Below are 16,796 nucleotides of genomic sequence, written 5' to 3'. Positions count from 1 at the left end.
CCTCATGTCCGATCGCCCCAGCCATCGCGGCCCGCGCGTGCCGGTTGCCACCCTCGCGATGCTGTGCGGCGTCGCCTTCGGCGCGCCCGCGGCGCTGGCGGAGCAGCCGGACGATGCCGCCGCCGCGCCCGCCGTGCAGCCGCCCCCCCCGACCGTCATCACGCCAAGGATGCGCGACGAATCGATGTTCGTGCGCGTGGAGGCCGAAGGCCTGCCGGACGGCGTGCCGCTCGCCGAGTTCACGCCCGAGGATACGAACCGGCCGCCGCTGCCCGATGCAGTCGTCACCCATGTTCAGGCGCCGCAGGAATCGCACACCGAGCTGTCGCTCGGCTATTCGAGCGCACATCTGACGCACGGCTACGGCGACTGGTACGGCGTGCACCTGCGCGGCGTCTATCAGGACGGCAGCCGCACCGTGCTCGGCGAACTGGCGCAACTGCACCGCTTCGGCGAGAACACGCAGCTCGGCGCGCTGACCTACGTGCAGAACCTCGGCCCCGACTGGTTCGGCGGGATCGGCTTTTCCGGCACCACGTCAGGCACGATCCTGCCGAGTGCGCGCATCGACGCGTCGATCAACCGCAAGCTGTTGCCCGATCGTTCGCTGGTCGTGTCGCTCGGCGCCGGCTACGCATGGAACCGCAGCGGCCACCGCGATCAGCTCTATCACGCCGGCGTGATCTGGTACGCATTGCCGAAGTGGATTTTCGAGGCGGGCGCGAACTATACGGTCGATTCGCCCGGATCGGTGAAGGCGCCCGCCTACTACGGCGCCGTCACCTACGGCGAAGTCGGCAAGAGCGTGATCGTGCTGCGCGGCGGCGTCGGCCGCGAAGCGTATCAGGTCACCGGCTCGGGCTCGCAGATCGCGGATTTCCGCAGCCACGAGATCACCGCGAAATGGCGCTACTGGGTCACGCGCAAGTGGGGAACGCAACTCGAATTCGCCTACTACCACAACCCGTATTACTCACGAATCGGCGGCGAGCTCAGCGTCTTCTATCGCTGGTAAGCGGGCGGGCGCCATGCACACGCATCCCGTCCGTCCCCCCGTCGACCGTTCGCTGCGCACCCACGCGCACCCGCAGCGCTGGCTGTCGTCGATCGCGCTGCTGACACCCGCGCTGTACGCGTCGCTGTGGTTCGGAATGCCGCTCGCGTGGCGCTACTGGCGCGCGGTGATGGCGTGGGGCGCGCGCCAGATCGATCCGGCGCTTCATGTGATCGTGATCGGTTATCCGGCCGACGCACCGCGCGTGCCGCTGCTGTCGATCGACGTCGCGGCCCGCATGCCGGGCGGCACGCTGCTCGTCGCCACCACCGCGCTCTGTATGATCGGCTTCGCCGCATCGTTCATCCGGCGCTCGCACTGGCTGCCTGTTGCATATCTGTTACGTATCGCGAGCTTCACCCAGCTGCTGATTTGCGCGTACTTCTGGCTCGCGCCCGGCACGTTCCCGTACGTCCCGCAGCTGCATCTGCGCGACATGTTCGTGCTGCACGGCGCGGCGATTGCCCTGATTCCGCTGGTCATGGCCGCACTGTACTACCCGCTCGATTTCTCGCTGCTGCAAAAAGCCGTCGCGTCGCTGCTGGTGCTCGGCTACTTCGTGTTCGCGCTGCCGTTCGTGATGCTGCTGCACGCGACGATCGTCCATCACGGCTCGCTGCTGTTCTTGCCCTTCTGCTATTTCCTGCTCGGCGGGCCGCTGCTGATCGGCCTGCTGGTCACGCTCTATACCTACTGCGCGAGCTGGCCCGGCGCACTGACGCGCGATCGCGATTCCGTCTGCTGATAGCGCGTCCCAACGCGCCGTATCAGCGATGAAACGAATCCGCCGGGTTTGCGACCGTGCCGCGCGACCTGCAGCGCAAGAAGCCCGCAGGACCGGGCCTCCTGCGCCAATGGCACGTTGTTCGCTTCTTTCAATGCGTCGCATCGAGTCCTCTCACCGGCGAAGGCAGCGCGGCGCACCGGCGCATTTGCGCAGTCGGACCGCCCTGACACGCACCGCTCGATACCCGACGAACCGGACAGCCGCACGACACCTACGGGGCTGGATTGCTCGACCTGGCGGCACGCGTATCCCGGCTGCCGCACGCCCCCCATTCCTTGAGCGAGGAGCACACCATGTTGGCAAAGTCAGGCAAGTTCTTGCGGATCCTGTTCGCGCTGTTCGCGCTCGCGTTCGCATTCAGTCCGGGCGGCGTTCAGGCGGCCACCAACCAGCTTCTGCTGTTGGTGCCCGATACGCTGACGCTGCCCGATTCGCGCGTATCCGCATGGCTCGACAGTGCCCAGGAGGAAGGGCTGCAGATCAAGGTGATGACCGACAGCCAGTTCATGGCGGCCGGCGCGACGCTGTCGCAGTATCCGGGCCTGATCCTGCCCGATCAGGTGCATACGACCGCCGCCGACGCGCTCGTGACGGCGATTCAGAACTACGCGCTGAACGGCGGCAAGGTGATGCTCGTCTACGATTTCGGCGTACTGAATTCGGCCGGCTTCTACGTCAGCCCGAAATCGCGCTTCAGCAGCATGGTCGGCGTGGACTATGTGCTGTATGACCAATACGGCGGCAACATGATCGGTCTCGGCAACGTAACCGGCATGAGCAGCTGGCTGCGCACGCTCCAGGTGCCCCCCGGCAAGTCGATGGCGTGGACCACGACTTCGTCGACCGCCACGACCGCCAGCGCGTTCGCGGCGACGAGCCCCTCGGGCACGTCGACGACTTCGACGTCGGGCAGCGCACAGTTCCTGTCCGCGAGCCCGTCGAACCCCGGCGGCCTCGCCAACTACAACCACGGCGCATGGTTCCAGTACACGACGCCGTCCACCGGCAGCGGCGTGCTGAACCAGACGGCCCCGAAGCTGACCGGCACCGTGGCCGGCAAGCTCAAGAAAACCACGACGTATACCGCCAATTCGCTGCTGAGCACGTCGACCGGCAAGACGGCCAACGCGCTCGCGTCGACGCTGGCCACCACCGCCGACACGCTCGAAGGCATCTCCGGCTACGTGTACGGCTTCCTCAGCTATCCGAGCTTCGTCACCCAGGGGACGTACACCGGCACGACGATCCTGACCTCGCCGACTTTCGGGCTGGTGTCCGGCTACAACACGTACGGCAACGGCGGCGTGCTGTTCGTCAACCTGCCGCTCGCCTACCTCGACGGCCAGACCGACGGCATGCTGATTCACGGCTACCTGCATTATTTCGGCACGCAGATGCTGAATCTGCCGTCGCTGTCGCCGTTGCCGAAGGCGATGGCCGGGCTCGTGTTCAACTGGCACTTCTGCGCGGGCGACCAGATCCAGCCGGCGCTCTACCTGAAGAGTCTCGGCGTATGGAACAACGGGCCGTTCTCGCTCGTGGTCACGGCCGGCCCCGATGAAGCGGCCTTCGGCGACGGTGGCGGCATCAATCTCGCCAACAACCCGTCCGCGCAGAATCTCCTCAAGTATTTCGTGAGCAAGGGCCATCGCGTCGGCAGCCACGGCGGCTGGATTCACGACTACTGGGGGGCGAATGCGAGCGAAACGAACGCGAGCACGTTCACGCAGTACCTGGTGATGAACCACCAGGCCGTCCAGGCGACGACAGCCTTGCCCGATGTCGAGTACGCGGCGCCGGAAGGCAACACGCCGACGTGGTCGGTCAACTGGCTCGAAAGCAACGGCTTCAACGGCTATTACTTCACCGGCCACACCGGCTCGGCGCCGACCCGCGCATACCGCAACGGCGCGCTGCTGAACCCGGGCCTGTGGGCTTACCCGGTGATGCCGTTCGGCAAGTACGCGACGTTCGAGGAGTTCCAGCAGTATGCGGTGCCGACTGCCGATGTGAACAACTGGTACGCATCGCTGATGAACTTCGTCGTCGCGAACCGCACGAGCCGGCTGATCTATGCACACCCGCTCGGCGCATCGTCCTACACGTCGACGCTGTCCGCGATCTTCAATCAAGCCAACATGCTGAAGCTCACGGGTCAGTTCAAGTGGTACACGATGACCGACATCACGGTGTTCGACCGCGCACGCCTGAACGTCACGTGGTCGGCCACCGATACGGGCAGCGGCTGGGCATTCGCCGCCAGCCACCCGACCAGCCTCGCGAACATGACGTGGCTGCTGCCGAAGAAGGCCTTCTCGCTGCCCTTGATCACGCAAGGCCTCGGTAGCGTCGTCATCACCGACTCGACGTACTGGCTCGTGACCGCGAACAGCGGGACCAGTCTCAAGTTCACCAGCGCCAAGGTGCACTGAGCCGCGACATCGACACACCCGCCGGCGCGCGACGCGGCCAACGCCGCGCCCGGCGGAATTTGCGCAGGACCACCGCGCAGGAGCCCCCCATCATGAACCGGCCCGCGCTTTTCCCGGCCGCACGCGCACGCGTGACGGCCACCGCCCGGCTATGCCGCCTGTGGTGCATCGCCTGCTGTGTCGCCGCATGCGGCGTCGCACCGCAGGCGAGCGCCGCCGAACTGCAACTCAACGGACTCTACCAACGTCCCGACGGGGCGATCACCGTGCGCCTGAACGGCGCCGGCATCGATCCGTATTTCGCGGCGAAGGCATTGCTCGGCGCCGCCGATGCCGGCCTCGACGCCCGTCAGGCCGCGCTCGCATGGATCGCGTGGCTGTTGCCGCGCCAGCGGCCGGACGGCGGCTTCGATCGCTATTGCGTGAAGAGCGGCCAGTACAGTTCATGCGCCGAAGCCGACGCCGACGACGCGATGATGGCGACCTGGATCGAACTGCTCGCCCGCTTCGCGCCGCCCGACGGCCTGCCCGCCGCATGGGAACTCAGCCTGAATCGCGCCGGTGCGCATCTGGATACGCTGCTCAGCAAGCCCACGGGCGTCTATCAGATCTCGTCGACGCTGCACGTCGCGCTGCTGATGGACAACGTCGAGGTACACAGCGCGTTCCAGGCGCTCGCCGCGTATTACGTCCGGCATGGCGACTCCACGCGCGCCGGCCCGTGGAGCCAGCGCGCCGACCGGCTCGCGTCCGCGATCCTGAAGGTGTTCTGGCGCGGCACGCAGTCGGGCTTTCGCGCGAGCACGCAGCGCATCAGCGACACGACGTTCTATCCGGCGAAAGTGGCGCAGATCTTTCCGCTCCTGTCGGGCATTCAGATTCCACAGCAATCGAACGATGTGTTCTACGCGCAGTGGATGCAGAAGTACGCCAAGACCTGGCTGCAACTGGCCAGCTCCGATTATCCGTGGGGCTTGATCGCACTGGTCGCATTCAAGATGAACGACAGGAACACGGTCGCGTGCTGGCATGCGCTATCGGGCCCGTACCGGCACGGCGCACACTGGAACGTCCTGGAGGAAGCGCTTTATCTGGCATTCGAAAGCCGGATGGCCGACCCGGTCGCGCCCGCTCAATGCGGCTTCACGACGGCGGCGACAACGGAGACCGTGTCACGCTGATCCACGCGTGCGCACGGTCCGGGGGAATCTACAGGGAAGGAGACGTGTCATGTGTGGCATCGTCGGCGCGGTCGCGCAACGGGACATCGTCCCGATTCTGATCGAAGGTTTGCGCCGCCTTGAATATCGCGGCTACGATTCATGCGGCGTGGCGACGGTCGTCGACGGCCAGGCACGCCGCGAGCGCAGCATGTCGCGCGTGGCGGATCTCGACGCCCACGTGCGCAGCGCCGGCCTGGCCGGCAGCACCGGCATCGCGCACACGCGCTGGGCTACGCACGGCGCACCGGCGACCTGCAACGCGCATCCGATCTTCTCGCGCGACGAAATCGCGCTCGTGCACAACGGCATCATCGAGAACCACGAGACGTTGCGCAAGCAACTATCCGCCGAACACTACGAGTTCGACGGCCAGACCGACACCGAGGTGGTCGCGCACCTGATCCACAGCAAGTATCGCGGCGACCTGCTCGCCGCCGTCCGCGACGCGACCTCGCAATTGCACGGCGCGTATGCGATCGCGGTGTTCAGCAAGCGCGAGCCGCAGCGGCTGATCGGTGCGCGGGCCGGCTCGCCGCTCGTCGTCGGCGTGAAGGACGGCGAGTGCTTTCTCGCGTCCGACGCGCTCGCGCTCGCCGGCATCACCGACCGCTTCATCTTTCTCGAGGAAGGCGACATCGTCGAACTGACGCCGGGCGGCGTGCGGGTGCTCGATCGCACCGGCACGCCGATCGAACGCGCGATACAAACCGTTCCGTCCGTGCAGGGCGTGGTCGAGCTCGGGCCATACCGGCATTTCATGCAGAAGGAAATTTTCGAGCAGCCGCAGGCCGTGGCCGCGACGATCCCCGATGCAGGACTGTTCGATCCGGCCGTATTCGGCCCCGACGCCCCGCGCGCGTTCGAGCAGATCGACAACGTGCTGATCCTCGCATGCGGCACGAGCCACTACGCCGGCCTGACTGCACGCCGCTGGCTCGAGACGATCGCGCGCATCCCCGCGCAGGTCGAGATCGCGAGCGAATACCGCTACAGCGACGCGCTCGCGATGCCGAATACGCTGGTGGTCAGCGTGTCGCAATCCGGCGAAACCGCCGACACGCTCGCCGCGCTCAAGTACGCGCAGGCGCTCGGCCACATCGACACGCTCGCGATCTGCAACGTGCCGACCAGCGCGATGATGCGCCAGACCGGCCTGCGCTTCCTGACGCGGGCCGGCCCGGAAATCGGCGTCGCGTCGACCAAGGCGTTCACGACGCAGCTCGCCGCGCTGTTCATTCTCGCCGTCACGCTCGGGCGGCTGCGCGGCTACGTCGACGATGCGCAGCTCGCGCGCTATACGACGCAGTTGCGGCGCCTGCCCGGCGCGCTCGAAGACGTGCTGGGGCTGGAGCCGCAGATCGAGCGCTGGGCGGCGGAATTCTCGCAGCATGAAAACGCGCTGTTTCTCGGGCGTGGGCTGCACTACCCGATCGCGCTCGAGGGCGCGTTGAAGCTGAAGGAGATTTCGTATATTCACGCGGAAGCGTATCCGGCCGGCGAGCTGAAACACGGGCCGCTGGCGCTCGTCACGCATACGATGCCCGTCGCGACGATCGCGCCGAACGATGCGCTGCTCGAAAAGCTCAAGTCGAACATGCAGGAAGTGCGGGCGCGCGGCGGCCAGCTTTACGTGTTCGCGGACGCCGATACGCGGATCGACAATGGCGAAGGCGTGTCGGTGCTGCGCATGCCCGATTACTACGGGCTGTTGTCGCCGATTCTGCACGTCGTGCCGTTGCAGTTGCTCGCGTATCACGCGGCGTGCCTGCGGGGCGCGGATATCGACAAGCCGAGGAACCTGGCGAAATCGGTGACGGTCGAGTGACGCGCGGTTCCTGGACGCGGGCGGGCCCGCGAAGGTCTTCAACCGATCATTCGGGCCCGCGCCGCACGCCGCGTGCGCGATTCGCGCCTTGTCGAATCCCGAATACTTCGTACAATATTGAGAGCCCATGTCGTCCGTTCCACGGTGGAAAGGCTGGCCGGGACCGCCTTCGCCCCGAATCGGGTCGCCCCGTTCGGCAAACGACAACGCAAACCTACCGTGCAACGCAGGCCGAATCTCTCCGGGGGGCCGCAACGTGTCGACGCATGCCAGGAAGCCGCTGATATCGCTCGTCGTGCCTTTTCACGACGAAGAAGAAACGATCGACGCATTCTTTGCGGAAACGCTGCCCGTTCTCGAGTCGGTGGCGTCGGTGCGCTTCGAGATCGTCTGCGTCAACGACGGCAGCCGCGATCGCACGCTGGACCGGCTGCTGTCGGTCGCCGCCGGCGACCCGCGCGTGCACGTCGTGGATCTCACACGCCGCTTCGGCAAGGAAGCGGCGCTCACCGCGGGCCTCGACGAAGCCGCCGGCGCGGCCGTGATCCTGATCGACGCCGACCTGCAGGACCCGCCCGCGCTGATCCCCGCGATGCTCGAACGCTGGCACGCCGGCGCCGAGGTCGTCGCCGCGAAGCGCACCGACCGCCGGTGCGATCCGCTGATGCAGCGCGTGGCCGCCGCGCTCTACTACCGCGTGCACAACCGGCTCTCCGAAGTCGAGATGCCGGAGAACGTCGGCGATTTTCGGCTGATGGACCGCGAGGTCGTCGACGCGCTGCGCGCGCTGCCCGAGCGGCGGCGCTTCATGAAAGGCCTGTTCGCGTGGGTCGGCTACCGTACCGAGATCATCGAATACACGCGCGCGGCGCGCAGCGGCGGCCGCTCGAAATTCTCCGGATGGCGGCGCTGGAATTTCGCGCTCGAGGGCATCACGAGCTTCAGCACGGTGCCGCTGCGCGTGTGGACCTATGTCGGCCTCACGTTCGCGATGCTGTCGCTCGCGTATGGCGCCTTCATCGTGGCGCGCACGCTGCTGTATGGCAATCCGGTGCACGGCTACCCGTCGCTGATTTCCGTCGTGCTGTTCGTCGGCGGCATCCAGTTGATCGGTATCGGCGTGATCGGCGAATACCTCGGCCGGATCTATCACGAATCGAAGCAACGCCCCGTCTATCTCGTGAGGCGGCACTACCGTGCCGAGCGCGATGCGGCCGCGCGACCGGCATCGAAGCTGCTGCAGTTTCCGCTCAAGCGTGCGCCCTCGGCGCGCCGCCGGGCCGCGACACCCGCGGCCGCGGGCATCGCCGCCCGCAAGACGTCGTTCAAGTAGCACCGGGCCGCGTCAATTGGACATCCTCCGGCAATCGACACGCGCGGCCGAGCGGCCGGTCGTCGCGTGGCTCACGTCGCGACGCGTCGTCCTGTACAGCGTGCTGGTGCTGATGTCGTACGCGGTGTTCATCGCGATCTGGACGGCGGTCGCGCGTCACGCGTCCGCCACCGGCGGCGTGATGCCGCGCCCGGGCGCCGACTTCTCGGTGTTCTGGTCCGCGTCGTACGTCATGCTGCACGGCGCGCCATCGCAGGCGTACGATTTTTCCGCCTTCTCGCGGCTGACGACCGGGCTGTTCCCGCACCTTCCCCGCGACGTCTTCGCGCCGTGGCTGTACCCGCCCACCTATCTGCTGCTCGTGACGCCGCTGGCGCTGCTGCCGTTCGCGCTCGGTTATCCGCTGTTCGTCGCGCTCGGCGTGCTCATGCTCGGCCTCGCCGCGTGGCGCGTATCCGGCCTCCGCGCGATCCCCGGCGCAGCGCGCGCCGGCGCATTCGCGCTGATCGCCGCGCCGTGCGTGTTCGTCACCGCGACGCTCGGGCAGAACGCGTTCCTGACCGCAGCGTGTGCGGCGCTGGCCGTTTATTGGGCCGAGCGTCGACCGCCGTGGGCCGGCCTCTGCATCGCACTGCTGTCGGTCAAGCCGCAGATGGCGCTGCTGTTCCCGTTCGTGCTGGTCGCCGTGCGCGCATGGCGCACGATCATGTGGGCCGCGCTCGCGACCGGCGCATTCGTCGCGTCGAGCGTGCTCGTCTGCGGCATCGAGTCGCCGCGCCTGTTCGTCGCGAGCACCGGCCTCGTCCGCTCGATCATCCTCGAGCATGGCGTCGGGTTCTGGCTCGCGTCGCCGACGCCGTTCGCGGCGTTCCGCCTCGCGGGCGTGCCGCTCGACGCCGCGTATGTCGCCCATGCCGGCATCGCCGCGATCGCGATCGCCGCCGCCTGCGTCGTCTGGACGCAATCGCGCGACACCCGCGTGCGCGCGGCCGTCCTGGCGGTCGCGACGCTCGTGGCGAACCCGTACGTATGGCACTACGAGCTCGCGTGGCTCGCGATCCCGATCGCCTGCATGCTGTCGATCGGCTGGCGCGACGGCTGGCTGCGGGGCGAACAGGCCGCGATCGCGCTGATGTGGGCACTGCCGATCGCCGAATACCTGAACCCGTGGCTGCAGGTGCCGCAGATCGGCCCGGCCGTGACGCTCTTCGCACTGCTGATGCTGGTGCGCCGCGCACGGCACGACGCGCCCAACACTCACAGCGCGAGCCGCGGCGGAACGTACACGCCGTAATACGGCCCGACACCGGTCGCGACGCCGGTCATCTTGACGCCGGCGACGAAGTGCCCCTGGATGTACTTGTAGGTGCCGCCCAGCGACACGTCGATGCGGAACGCGGCGAACGCGACGATCGGCACGGAGGTGCTGCTCGACGTCTGCGTGACGACGGGCAGCACGACCGTCGTGCCGACCGGCACCGACGTGTAGAGCGTCGCCTTCACGCCGGTCGCGAGATTGATGCTGTCGCCGATATTGAGCGTGGTCGGATTGCCGGTCACCATCAGGCCGCCCATCGTCGTCGTGTCGGTCGCGGTCGACTGGAACGACGTCCACTGGCCGCCCATGCACAGCGCGCCATACGTCTGGCCGTTCGTGATCGAAAACTCGTACGGCAAACCCGTCAGCGGATTGATCAGCGGCTGGTTGGTCTGCGCGTTCCAGTACTGGTTGTACACACACTGGTCGATCGCGATCGGAAAGAGCCCGCCCGCCGCGACGCCGCCCGGCGCGGCAAGCACCGCGATCGCGGTCGCGCCGCCGGATGCGCCGGGGATGCCCAGCAGCCCGCCGAGCAGCAGCGGAATCGAGCCGCCATTGATGCCCGGCGCGCGCGACACGGTCACCTGCACTGCCGGCACGTCGTAGGGGCCCGGCGTGATCGTGGTCGGCTGCATCGATGCCGGCGTGCGCGTCACGTTCCAGTAGCCGGTCGTCACCGTGCCGGTCGCCAGCGGTGCGCCCGCCGCCGAATTCTGCGCGATCACGCCGTTCGCCGCCGGCGCGGCCTGCGACCAGTTCAGCGGCCCGCCGGTCGGCGACATCATCGCATCGGCCGCCGCGAGCGCGGCCGCATCCGCGGCATTCTGCAGCTGGTTGCGCACCGTGGCGATCCATGCGATGTCGATCGCCAGTGCGCCGAACGACAGCAGCGGAATCAGGAACATCAGGAAGAACAGCGCGACGGAGCCGCGCTCGCGCGCCGTGCCGCCGGATCGCGTGTCGGCCGCGTCATTCATAGAGCATCACCGAGCTGGCCGTGAGCGTCACCGGGCCGGTCAGCGCACTGAATGCCGAGCCGAGCACCATCCCGGAATACGTGTAGGTCACCGTGACCGTCAGCGCGGTGCCCGCCGTCGTGCCGTTCGCCTGCGTCACGGTCACGGTCGGCGTCGTCGGCGTGCCGCCGGTGATCAGGCTGTTCTGCGTATAGTTGAGCGCGACGTTGGCGATCTGCGTCGGGGTCAGCATCGGCACGCGCAGCACGACGCCGGCCCGCGCGGCTTCGCGGCTCGCGTTCGTGATCACCGCCTTGTCGCACAGCAGCAGGCTCACGTCGATGATGCCGATCAGCACCATCAGCAGGAACGGCAGCATCAATACGAACTCGAGGGATACGACGCCGCGCGCGTGGCGGACGCGCATCGCCGCGCGTGTCATTTTGCGGCCGCCGCGACGGGCGGCACCGTATGCGGCTCGAGCGCGGCGCCCTTCGACGGCCGCCCCGCATCGGCAGCCGGGCGCGCCGCGAGCCGCGCACGCACCGCCTGGTACACGCGCAGATTGTCGGCCACCGCCGACGCCGGCAAATCCGCGGACAGCAGCTTCTTCGCCGAATCGGTGTTGCCGAGCACGCCATACGCGAACGCGAGATTCTGGCGCGCCTGCCACGGCGCATCGGGCAGCCCGGCCACGTCGAGCAGCACGTTCACGCCCTCGCGCGGACGATTGCTCAGCACGAGCGACAGCCCGAGGTCGACGCGCAGCCCCTGCGCGTCCGGATGGGCGCGCAGCGCGTCCCGGTACACGGCCTGGGCGTCCTCGTGGCGGCCCTGCAGGTCGAGCACCGTGCCGAGCCCCTGCGCCGCGAGCGGCAGGTTCGGTTGTGCCGCGAGCAAGGCGCGATAGCGGCCGGCGGCCTCGTCGAGCCGCCGCTGCCGCAACGCAACGCGCGCGAGCCCGACCTGCGGCCCGAGTTCCGCGGGCGCCTGTTGCCGCGCCTGCTCGTAGAACACGCGTGCGCGCTCCAGATCGCCGGCGCGGTAGTTGACGTCGGCGAGCCCCAGTTGCGCCGCGAGCGAGTCGGGATGCCGGGCGAGCACCTTGCCGTACAGCGTCGACGCGAGATCGACGTTGCCGCCGGCCAGCGCGCTGTCGGCAATGCGCAATTCGGCCTGCGGGTCGTCGCTCTTGTGCGACAGCGCCGGCCGCGTCTGGATGCCCGGCGCGCAGCCGCCGGCCAGCAGCGGCAGCACGGCCGCGAATGCGAACACGCGTCGCGCGGAGCCTTTCATTTGAACACCTCGAGCAGACGGATGGCCGCCGGGCCTGCCGCGATCAGGCCGACCGTCGGCAGGATGAACAGCATCATCGGCAGCGTGATCTTCGGCGCGAGCTTCGCGGCCTGTTCCTCGAGCGCGACGATCTGCTCGGTGCGCTCGCTGCGCGACAGGGTTCGCAGCGCCTGCGTGATCGGCGTGCCGAACCGCTGCGATTGCGTGAGCGTCGTGGCGAGCGAGCGCGCCGACGCGAAATCGACGCGGAGCGCGAAATGCGCGAGCGCTTCGGACACGTTGCCGCTCAGCGTCAGCTCGTCCGCGCAGACCGTCAGCTCGTCGGCGAGCGGCGGGCAGATGCGCTCGAGCTCGCGCGCGACGCGCCGCACGCCCGACACGAGGCTGTTGCCGGCCATCGTGCAGATCACGAGCAGGTCGAGCGCATCCGGAAAACATGCGGCGATGATTCGCCGGCGCCGCCGGATCATCGCGCCGAGCACGTATTCCGGCACGATCACGCCGATCACGAACGCGGCGATCATCGCCACCGCACGGATCACGAAGTATTCGCCGAAGCGCGGAATATACGGGCTGAACACGATCGCCACGCCGGCGAACAGCACGCCGCAACTGAGCTTGATGCCGATCATCGACGACACCGCGCGCCGTTCGCGAAAACCCGCGCGCGTCAACTGCAGCCCGAGCTTCACGCGCTGCATCGGATCGAGCACGGGCAGCCGCTCGCCGAGCTGCGCGAGCCGTCGCGTCAGATCCTGGCGCACGTCGCCCGGCAGACGCCCGCCTCCCACCGACGGCGGCCGCTGTCCGGCGGCCTGCTGCACGCGCACGGCGATCCGCCGGCGCGTGCCGCCGCCCGGCGTCGCGAGCGCCGCCGCGACGCACGCGATCAGCAGCAACAGTTCGAGGCCGCGGGCGGCCAGCATCGACATCGTCATCGCGCGGTATCCAGTTTCGAAATCTTGTGAATCGCCAGCAGGCCGATCGTCAGCAGCACCGCCGCGATCGTCAGCATCACGCGTCCGGCATGCGTGTCGAACAGCAGCATCACGTACGCGCGGTTCACGAGAAACAGCGCGCCGATCATCACGAACGGCACCGCCGAGATGATCTTCGTCGTGATCCGCCCCTCGGCCGTCAGCGCGCGTGTCTTCAGCCGGATGTCGCGGCGCGTGCGGATGATGCTCGACAGCTCGTCGAGCGTCTCGCCGAGACTGCCGCCGGTCTCGCGCTGCAGCAGCAGGTAGACGGTGAAGAACGAGAAGTCCGCGATCCTCAGCCGGTCCGCCGCGTGCGTCAGCACGTCCTTCAGATCCGCGCCGACGCGCAGGCTGTCCCCCATCGTGCGGAAGATCGAGCGCACCGGCTCGGCCGCGCTGTCGCCGACCGTGCTGATCGCCTGCGTGACCGGAATGCCCGCGCGCACCGCCCGCACGATCAGGTCGATCGCATCGGGGAACGCCTCCAGAAAGCGCAGCCGGAAACGCTCGACCAGCATGCGGTAGCTCGCGCGCATCGCAATCAGCGGCAGTCCGACGTAAATCGCCGGATGCACGATGCTCGGCAGCGCGACGAGCTTCACCGCGACGATCCCGGCGATCGCGCCGGCGATCGTGCTCGCGATGACGATCCGCAGCCCGCGCTCCCCGCCGACCGCGCGCACGCGCGTCACGTAGCGCTGCATCCAGGCACGCACGCGGCTTTGCCGGCGCGGCAGGTTGAACAGCGCGACACCGGACCCGGCGGCCTCACCGGCGTCGCGGCCCGCGAGCGACGGCGCAAGGCGCTGCAGCCGCGCGCGAATGCGCTGCTCCGGCGTATGGCGCGCACGCTCGAGCAACGCGGACAGCCCGAGGCCCGCCGCAAGGATCGCGACGAACGCGCCGAGCGTGAAGAGATCGGCAGCCCTCATTGCCGGAATACCTCGGAGAGCACATCCTCGACGCCGTAGTACGCGGCCCGCGGCGCGAACGCGGGCCGCAGCGACGACGCCTCGAACACGCCCTTCACCACGTCGCGCGTCGTGTCGCCCTCCTGGCGGAACGCGAACAGGTCCTGCGTGATGACCACCTCGCCTTCCATCCCGACGATCTCGGTGATCCGCGTCACGCGGCGCACGCCGTCGCGCATCCGCTCGACCTGCACGAACAGGTGCACGGCGCTCGCGATCTGACGCCGGATCGACAGCAACTGCAGGTTCGCGTTCGCCATCATGACCATGCTTTCGAGCCGGCTGATCGCGTCGCGCGGCGAGTTCGCGTGGATCGTCGTCATCGAGCCGTCGTGGCCCGTGTTCATCGCCTGCAGCACGTCGAACGCCTCCGCGCCGCGGATTTCGCCGAGGATGATGCGGTCGGGCCGCATCCGCAGCGCGTTGCGCACGAGATCGCGCTGCGAGATGCCGCCGAGCCCTTCCGTATTCTCCGGCCGGGTCTCCAGACTCACCACGTGCGGCTGCAGCAGTTGCAGCTCGGCCGCGTCCTCGATCGTCACGATCCGCTCGTGCTCCTCGATGTGCTGCGACAGTGCGTTGAGCAGCGTCGTCTTGCCCGATCCGGTGCCGCCCGAGATCACGATGTTCAGCCGGCATGCGCACGCGATCTTCAGGACCTGCAGCATCCCGTGCGAGATGTTGCCCTGATGCGCCATCCGCGCGAGCGTGATGTCGCGCTTCGCGAACTTGCGGATCGAGATCGACGCGCCGCGCATCGCGATCGGCGGCAGCACCACGTTCACGCGGCTGCCGTCGGCGAGCCGCGCATCGACCATCGGGCTGCTCTCGTCGACGCGGCGTCCGACCGCCGCCGCGATCCGCTGCGCGACGCTCGTCACGTGCGCGTTGTCGCGAAACTTCAGCGGCGTGAGCTCGAGCCGGCCCGCGCGCTCGACGTACACCTGGTCGGGACCGTTGACGAGGATGTCGGACACGGTGTCGTCGGCGAGCAGCGGCTCGATCGGCCCGACGCCGAACATGTCGTTCAGGATCGCGTCGACGATCAGCACCTGCTCGCCCGCGGTGATCTTCAGGCGCTCGCGCTCGACCGTGTGCGCGGCCACCTGCTCGATGCCCGCGCGCACCTCGTCGCGCGTCTTCATCAGCGCCGCCGACATGTTCATCGACGCGAACACCGCGGTGCGGATCGCATCGAACTTGCCGGAACGGATGAGGGCCTCCTGCGTATCGGCCGTCGCAGCCGCGCGCGCGGCCGCGGACGCGGAGGCGGACGTGGACAGCGACGCCGGCACCGGGCTCGCGGCCGGCGCGGGCGCATCGTCACGCGGCGCGGCATGGGACCCCGCCGGCGCGGGGTCCGGCGTCGACCGCTTGCGGGTACCGAACGTCACGATCCCTTCCTCCATTTGACGAAGCGCGCATACCACGGCTCGGCGACGGCCATCGATTCGCCGGTGATGCCGTTCGCGAGCAGCCGGATTTCGTCCAGGAAGCCGCGGCGTTTCGAGCTTTCGATCGGCTCGCCGAGGTTCTCCGCGATCGCGAGCGACTGCGCGTCGTGCGGCAGCTCGCGCAGCCGCACCCCGCCGAACGCCTCCTCGAAATCGGACGGCGCGACGCGCCCCTTGACCGGCTCGAGCGGATTGTTCAACACCATCGACAGCACCCGCTCGCCCGGCATTTCCTTCACGAAGCGCGCCAGCCGCGCGGCTTCGTACGCGGCGTGCACCGACCGATCGGCGACGATATAGACGAGATCGGACGCCGTCAGCGCATCCTCGAACAGCTTGCCGGCACGGACGCCCACGTCGAACAGCACGTAATGGAAGCGGTCCTTCAGCATGTCGACGAGCTGCGCGATCGCATCCTCGCGCAGCAACGCGTCCTCGCCGTACGCGAGTTCGGCCGACAGCACGTGCAGGCGGTCGCCCTTCGTGACGAACATGCGGTCGAACAGCGCGTCGTCGGGGCGCAGTTCCATGTTCAGCAATTCGATCAGCCCGTTGTTGCTCGACAGCCCCAGCATCGAGTTCGCGCCGCCGCCGTGCAGGTTCAGGTCGACGTAGGCGACGCGGCGCCGCTTCTCGCCCGCCAGGCAGCGCGCGAGGCTGACCGCGATCGTCGTCGTGCCGACGCCGCCGCGCGCGCCGACGAAGCTGACGATCTTGCCCGTGCGCACCTGCACGACCGCCTCCGTCGTGGTCAGCGCGCGCCGCATCAGCTCGACGGTCAGCGGCTTCACGATGTAGTCCTGCACGCCGATGCCGAGCAGGTTGCGGAACAGCCCGACGTCGTTCTGCGTGCCGATCGCGACGACCCGCACCGACGGATCGCACACGTCCGCGAGCCGCATCAGGTCCGACACCGGCAGCACCGAATCCGATACGTCGACGATCAGCTGGCGCGGCGAGCGCTCGTGCTGCTGCAGCAGCCGGATCGCGTCGTCGCAGTTGCCCGGCTGCACGTGGGCGCGCGCGATCGACAGGTCCTGCGCGACGCGGCGGATCACATCCTCGCTGCCGGCGTCGGACACGACCGCGATGAGGTCCGCCGCACCGGCTGCGGCGGCGTGCTTGGCGTTCTGGCGGTCGAGGACGTTCATGGGCGGCATCGCG

General features: G+C 68.3%; 14 protein-coding genes. 7 read left to right on the top strand and 7 right to left on the bottom strand.

Annotation, left to right across the window (positions count from 1 at the left end; all coding sequences use genetic code 11):
• Nucleotides 1-4 precede the first annotated feature (4 nt).
• The 7 genes from A9Z05_RS05130 (at nucleotide 5) to A9Z05_RS05100 (ending at nucleotide 9,948) form a co-directional block, all read left to right on the top strand.
• Nucleotides 5-1,015, top strand: a complete 1,011-nt coding sequence (locus tag A9Z05_RS05130) for a YaiO family outer membrane beta-barrel protein (protein WP_069617150.1) — start codon at nucleotides 5-7, stop codon at nucleotides 1,013-1,015.
• 13 nt (nucleotides 1,016-1,028) lie between these two features.
• A complete protein-coding gene (locus tag A9Z05_RS05125; protein ID WP_069617149.1) occupies nucleotides 1,029-1,799 on the top strand; it encodes a hypothetical protein in 771 nt (256 codons plus the stop codon).
• Between the two features lie 335 nt (nucleotides 1,800-2,134).
• A complete protein-coding gene (locus A9Z05_RS05120) occupies nucleotides 2,135-4,273 on the top strand; it encodes a hypothetical protein (protein WP_069617148.1) in 2,139 nt (712 codons plus the stop codon).
• 92 nt (nucleotides 4,274-4,365) lie between these two features.
• Complete coding sequence (locus A9Z05_RS05115) at nucleotides 4,366-5,454, top strand: hypothetical protein (protein ID WP_069617147.1); 1,089 nt, start codon at nucleotides 4,366-4,368, stop codon at nucleotides 5,452-5,454.
• A gap of 49 nt (nucleotides 5,455-5,503) precedes the next feature.
• Nucleotides 5,504-7,321: a glutamine--fructose-6-phosphate transaminase (isomerizing) gene (gene glmS, locus A9Z05_RS05110; protein ID WP_069617146.1), complete on the top strand. Its 1,818-nt coding sequence runs from the start codon at nucleotides 5,504-5,506 to the stop codon at nucleotides 7,319-7,321.
• Nucleotides 7,322-7,577: 256 nt separating this feature from the next.
• Complete coding sequence (locus A9Z05_RS05105) at nucleotides 7,578-8,654, top strand: glycosyltransferase family 2 protein (protein ID WP_069617145.1); 1,077 nt, start codon at nucleotides 7,578-7,580, stop codon at nucleotides 8,652-8,654.
• A 16-nt stretch (nucleotides 8,655-8,670) separates the two neighbouring features.
• Nucleotides 8,671-9,948 (top strand): glycosyltransferase family 87 protein, encoded by a 1,278-nt coding sequence (locus tag A9Z05_RS05100; protein WP_069617144.1) that lies wholly within the window; start codon nucleotides 8,671-8,673, stop codon nucleotides 9,946-9,948.
• On the opposite strand, the gene A9Z05_RS05095 is transcribed toward A9Z05_RS05100, so the two are convergent.
• The 7 genes from A9Z05_RS05095 to A9Z05_RS05065 are packed head-to-tail and all read right to left on the bottom strand — an operon-like array spanning nucleotide 9,912 to nucleotide 16,792.
• Nucleotides 9,912-10,952, bottom strand: coding sequence for a TadG family pilus assembly protein (locus A9Z05_RS05095; RefSeq protein ID WP_069617143.1), 1,041 nt, complete (start codon nucleotides 10,950-10,952; stop codon nucleotides 9,912-9,914). The genes A9Z05_RS05100 and A9Z05_RS05095 overlap by 37 nt on opposite strands.
• A complete protein-coding gene (locus A9Z05_RS05090; RefSeq protein WP_069617142.1) occupies nucleotides 10,945-11,373 on the bottom strand; it encodes a TadE/TadG family type IV pilus assembly protein in 429 nt (142 codons plus the stop codon). The genes A9Z05_RS05095 and A9Z05_RS05090 overlap by 8 nt, the downstream gene beginning before the upstream one ends.
• Nucleotides 11,370-12,227, bottom strand: a complete 858-nt coding sequence (locus tag A9Z05_RS05085; protein WP_069617141.1) for a lipopolysaccharide assembly protein LapB — start codon at nucleotides 12,225-12,227, stop codon at nucleotides 11,370-11,372. Before A9Z05_RS05085 ends, A9Z05_RS05090 begins: the two co-directional genes overlap by 4 nt.
• Nucleotides 12,224-13,165, bottom strand: coding sequence for a type II secretion system F family protein (locus tag A9Z05_RS05080; RefSeq protein WP_069617140.1), 942 nt, complete (start codon nucleotides 13,163-13,165; stop codon nucleotides 12,224-12,226). Before A9Z05_RS05080 ends, A9Z05_RS05085 begins: the two co-directional genes overlap by 4 nt.
• Nucleotides 13,162-14,139, bottom strand: coding sequence for a type II secretion system F family protein (locus A9Z05_RS05075; protein ID WP_069617139.1), 978 nt, complete (start codon nucleotides 14,137-14,139; stop codon nucleotides 13,162-13,164). Before A9Z05_RS05075 ends, A9Z05_RS05080 begins: the two co-directional genes overlap by 4 nt.
• Complete coding sequence (locus A9Z05_RS05070) at nucleotides 14,136-15,572, bottom strand: CpaF family protein (RefSeq protein WP_069617207.1); 1,437 nt, start codon at nucleotides 15,570-15,572, stop codon at nucleotides 14,136-14,138. Before A9Z05_RS05070 ends, A9Z05_RS05075 begins: the two co-directional genes overlap by 4 nt.
• Nucleotides 15,569-16,792: an AAA family ATPase gene (locus A9Z05_RS05065; protein ID WP_069617138.1), complete on the bottom strand. Its 1,224-nt coding sequence runs from the start codon at nucleotides 16,790-16,792 to the stop codon at nucleotides 15,569-15,571. The genes A9Z05_RS05070 and A9Z05_RS05065 overlap by 4 nt, the downstream gene beginning before the upstream one ends.
• Nucleotides 16,793-16,796 lie beyond the last annotated feature (4 nt).

Origin of the sequence: Burkholderia sp. A2 (assembly GCF_001729305.1) — a bacterium.
Lineage (GTDB): Bacteria > Pseudomonadota > Gammaproteobacteria > Burkholderiales > Burkholderiaceae > Burkholderia > Burkholderia sola.
Note: the sequence above shows the minus strand (reverse complement) of the source record. Positions and strands in the feature narration are given on the sequence as shown.

Coding starts and splice junctions, on each gene's coding strand:
- A9Z05_RS05130 (WP_069617150.1), top strand. CDS start 5: ATGTCCGATCGCCCCAGCCATCGCGGCCCGCGCGTGCCGGTTGCCACC.
- A9Z05_RS05125 (WP_069617149.1), top strand. CDS start 1,029: ATGCACACGCATCCCGTCCGTCCCCCCGTCGACCGTTCGCTGCGCACC.
- A9Z05_RS05120 (WP_069617148.1), top strand. CDS start 2,135: ATGTTGGCAAAGTCAGGCAAGTTCTTGCGGATCCTGTTCGCGCTGTTC.
- A9Z05_RS05115 (WP_069617147.1), top strand. CDS start 4,366: ATGAACCGGCCCGCGCTTTTCCCGGCCGCACGCGCACGCGTGACGGCC.
- glmS (WP_069617146.1), top strand. CDS start 5,504: ATGTGTGGCATCGTCGGCGCGGTCGCGCAACGGGACATCGTCCCGATT.
- A9Z05_RS05095 (WP_069617143.1), bottom strand. CDS start 10,952: ATGAATGACGCGGCCGACACGCGATCCGGCGGCACGGCGCGCGAGCGC.
- A9Z05_RS05090 (WP_069617142.1), bottom strand. CDS start 11,373: ATGACACGCGCGGCGATGCGCGTCCGCCACGCGCGCGGCGTCGTATCC.
- A9Z05_RS05085 (WP_069617141.1), bottom strand. CDS start 12,227: ATGAAAGGCTCCGCGCGACGCGTGTTCGCATTCGCGGCCGTGCTGCCG.
- A9Z05_RS05080 (WP_069617140.1), bottom strand. CDS start 13,165: ATGACGATGTCGATGCTGGCCGCCCGCGGCCTCGAACTGTTGCTGCTG.
- A9Z05_RS05075 (WP_069617139.1), bottom strand. CDS start 14,139: ATGAGGGCTGCCGATCTCTTCACGCTCGGCGCGTTCGTCGCGATCCTT.
- A9Z05_RS05065 (WP_069617138.1), bottom strand. CDS start 16,792: ATGCCGCCCATGAACGTCCTCGACCGCCAGAACGCCAAGCACGCCGCC.